At 60.0% G+C, this 3,132-nt stretch carries 4 protein-coding genes; all 4 read left to right on the top strand.

From position 1 onward, the window contains the following. On the top strand, positions 1–452 hold a 452-nt coding region (locus AB4043_RS22435), incomplete at its 5' end, for a hypothetical protein (RefSeq protein ID WP_442308147.1). Beyond that, the gene (locus AB4043_RS22430; protein WP_442308146.1) at positions 449–715 is read left to right on the top strand and encodes a B-box zinc finger protein; all 267 of its coding nucleotides are present in this window, start codon (positions 449–451) and stop codon (positions 713–715) included. The genes AB4043_RS22435 and AB4043_RS22430, both read left to right, overlap by 4 nt. Further along, a complete protein-coding gene (locus tag AB4043_RS22425) occupies positions 616–1,434 on the top strand; it encodes a LiaF transmembrane domain-containing protein (RefSeq protein ID WP_442308145.1) in 819 nt (272 codons plus the stop codon). Before AB4043_RS22430 ends, AB4043_RS22425 begins: the two co-directional genes overlap by 100 nt. A 4-nt stretch (positions 1,435–1,438) precedes the next feature. Then, the coding region (locus tag AB4043_RS22420) for a DUF4097 family beta strand repeat-containing protein (protein WP_442308144.1) at positions 1,439–3,132 on the top strand (1,694 nt) is incomplete at its 3' end.

The raw sequence follows: 3,132 nt of genomic DNA, 5'->3' as shown, positions 1-3,132 counted from the left end.
CCCTCACGATGAACCTGGTCGGTATCCGCATTACGGATATCAAGGCAAGCGATCTGAAGCCCAGCAACTTGAAGCGAACCCTCTACCAGACCAACGCGCGTGTGGTGCGCTATTACGACAACCTGCGAGTGGTCTATGAGTTGGAGTCACGCCTGGGTGAATTGCGGCGTAACGACGATGCACCGGCGGGTAACAGCAATAACCAGAACCAGAAGAACGCCCAGCCGAAGAATCAGCAACAGAATCAGCAGCAGAAGAACGAAGAGAAGCGGCCGCGCAACGGATCGAGCCGGAAAGAAAGCATTCATCCGAGCTATGTGCTGACGGCCCAGGTCGAGCTCAACCTGATTGAGCCGAACCATATCGATCCAAAAGTTTTGCAGTACGACTTCCATGGTGTAGTAGCCAACGCCGTCCGCGCGGGCGGTAAAACGGAAAGAGGCACGGTATGATGTGCGCCAACCATAACGATCGTGAAAACGTGGCGTTTTGCCAGAACTGCGGCAAACCGCTCTGCCAGGAGTGCACACGTACCGTCGGCTCGGCTGTCTTCTGTGAGCCCTGCCTGGCGGCCAAGCTGAGCGGCGCCGTTCCCCCGCCACCTGCGGGTGCCGGATGGCAGCCAGTCTCAGGCGGCACGGCCTACACCGCCGTCCCGCCGGTTTCCAGCGGGCCGGTCGTGAGGGCACACCGTTGCCCGATCCCTTCGGCTTGAACGATGTAGGCGAGAAGTTCGGTTTTGGAAAGACCTGGCCTGCGAATCACGCCACCGGACCGGCCGGCCCCGTTCCGCCGCCATCTCCGGAACCTGTGGCGCCACCGCCGCCTCCCGCCGGTTGGAGCAGCTCCCCCTACACACCGCCCGCCGCGAACTACAGCGTGCCTCCGGTACCTCCGGTGCCTCCCGCCACTCCTGCGTATGACCCGAACTGGCAGCCTGCTCCGGTCAATCGTTTCCCCACCGGAGCGATCTGGCTGATCGGCCTGGGTGTGATCTTCCTGATCGGCAGCTCCGGGATTCTCGGCGGGATGAGCATGAACTATCTCTGGCCATTCCTCATCATCGGGTTCGGTATCTGGATCTTCCTCCGTAAGATGACGGAGAGCGGCCTGACGCTGGGTGACGACGGCAGCCTGGGATATCGCCTGCGGGTGCTGCGTGCGTTCCGCGGCTCGGTATGGATCATTCTGGTGGGCGTGCTCTTCTTCCTGAATCAGGTGCACGTGCTGACCTGGGGACATAGCTGGCCGATCTTTCTGATCGTTGTCGGTCTGCTGGCGATTGCCGAACGCGCCGCCTACTCTGACGCTGCGGCCGCGCAGTACTACACGCAGCCTGCTGCTCCAGGTACGACGGCAGCGGCTCCAACAGGGCCCCCCACCGTGCCTTCTTCGGGTACGGAGTCTGTGGATCACGAAGGAGAGGCCAGGTAAGAGCATGGCTACGATTCCTCCAATCGATCCTCGTTTTCAACGTGAGCAGTGGCGTCAGCAGCAGCGTATTGCCCGCGATCAGGCAAAGGCGCAGCGGGATGCATGGCGGGCCCAGGCCCGGTTGCAGCGTGAACAGATGCGCTGGCAGATGCGGCAGTATCGCCGGGGCTCCATCGTTGGCCCCCTGCTCCTGGTGGCCATCGGCATTGTTTTTCTACTGATCCAGACGGGACGCATTGCAGCGAATCAGTTCTGGAACTGGTATGGACATTTCTGGCCGCTGGTGCTGATTGCGATCGGTGTGCTGATGCTGGCCGAGTGGGCTGTGGATCGCTACTTCCGGGCCGGCGATGCTCCGCCGGTGCGGCGCAGTGTAGGCGGCGTGGTCTTTCTGGTGATCCTGCTGGCGTTTGTCAGCTTCGCCTATACGGACTCGCGCCGCGTCAACGGATGGGTTGCCCGCAGCTTCCATGTCAGTGGTGATAACTGGGATGAGTTTACGGGCGACAAGCATGAGAGCGATCTCACGCCGGTCGAGCAGACATTTCCAGACGGTGGAACTCTAACCGTAGACAACCCGCGGGGCGACCTGACGATTGCCGGTACCAGCGACGACGGCAAGCTGCACATTACCGGTCACAAAGAGGTTTACTCCGACAGCGACTCCCAGGCTGAGCGCAAGGCGAAGGCGATCGATCCCAATATTTCCGCCAGCGGCAACAGCGTGGTGGTGAATATCGCGGCAGAGAAGGGATGCAAGCTCGACCTTGAGATTACGGTTCCGGCCACGGCCGTTGTGACCGCAACCGCGAATCATGGTGAGCTGCATGTCCGCAATCTGAAGGCTCCGGTGAATCTGACGGCCAACCATGGCAACGTCGATATCTCGGCCATTACCGGAACCTCGAACGTGCATATCAACAACAACGATTCGTCGCTGAATGCACATTCTCTGACGGGTTCACTCAATATTGAAGGCAAGATCGACGAGCTTAGCATCTCTGATGTGAATGGTCCGGTGCAGATGAATGGAGACTTCTTCGGTGCGGGACGCATCGAGCGTGTCCAGGGGCCGTTCCAACTGCGCACCAGCCGCACCGAGTTCCGCTTCGTCCGCCTGGACGGTCACGTCGATATCGACCCGGATCACGACATGACGGTGGAGGATGTGTTGGGTCCCGTCGTTCTGAATACGCGCAGCCGTGACATCGTCATGAACCGCGTTGCAGGCGACGTGACGGTGACGAACAAGAATGGCACGGTCGAGATTGGGGTTGCGCAGCCCGTTGGCAATGTTACGGTGACCAATCGAAGCGGCGATGTGAAGCTTACAGTGCCGGAGAAGGCCGGCTACACGATCTCCGCGGAGACGAAGAACGGATCGACCGATACTGACCTTCCGTTGGACCGGAACTCGAGCGGCGATCGTCACATGCTCTCAGGTTCTATCAATGGCGGTGGCAAGCAGATTCGCATCCTCAACTCTGAGAGCGATATCTCCATCAACCGCAATACGCTTCCGCCGATTCCGGCTACACCGCCGGCGCCGCCGAAGATCACGATGGAAAAGCCCGAGCCTCCGGTTCCTCCGGCAGGAATAGATATCAGAGACGCGAACGGCACACGTGTCATCATTAATCAGAACGGTGTGGTTGTGCACGAGGGCAACAAGACGGCCTCGAAGCAGAAGAATAAAGA

This window comes from Terriglobus sp. YAF25, assembly GCF_052113305.1.
Lineage (GTDB): Bacteria > Acidobacteriota > Terriglobia > Terriglobales > Acidobacteriaceae > Terriglobus.
Note: the sequence above shows the minus strand (reverse complement) of the source record. Positions and strands in the feature narration are given on the sequence as shown.

Excerpts from the sequence above, each read along its gene's own strand:
- AB4043_RS22430 (WP_442308146.1), top strand. The coding sequence starts at position 449 with ATGATGTGCGCCAACCATAACGATCGTGAAAACGTGGCGTTTTGCCAG.
- AB4043_RS22425 (WP_442308145.1), top strand. The coding sequence starts at position 616 with ATGGCAGCCAGTCTCAGGCGGCACGGCCTACACCGCCGTCCCGCCGGT.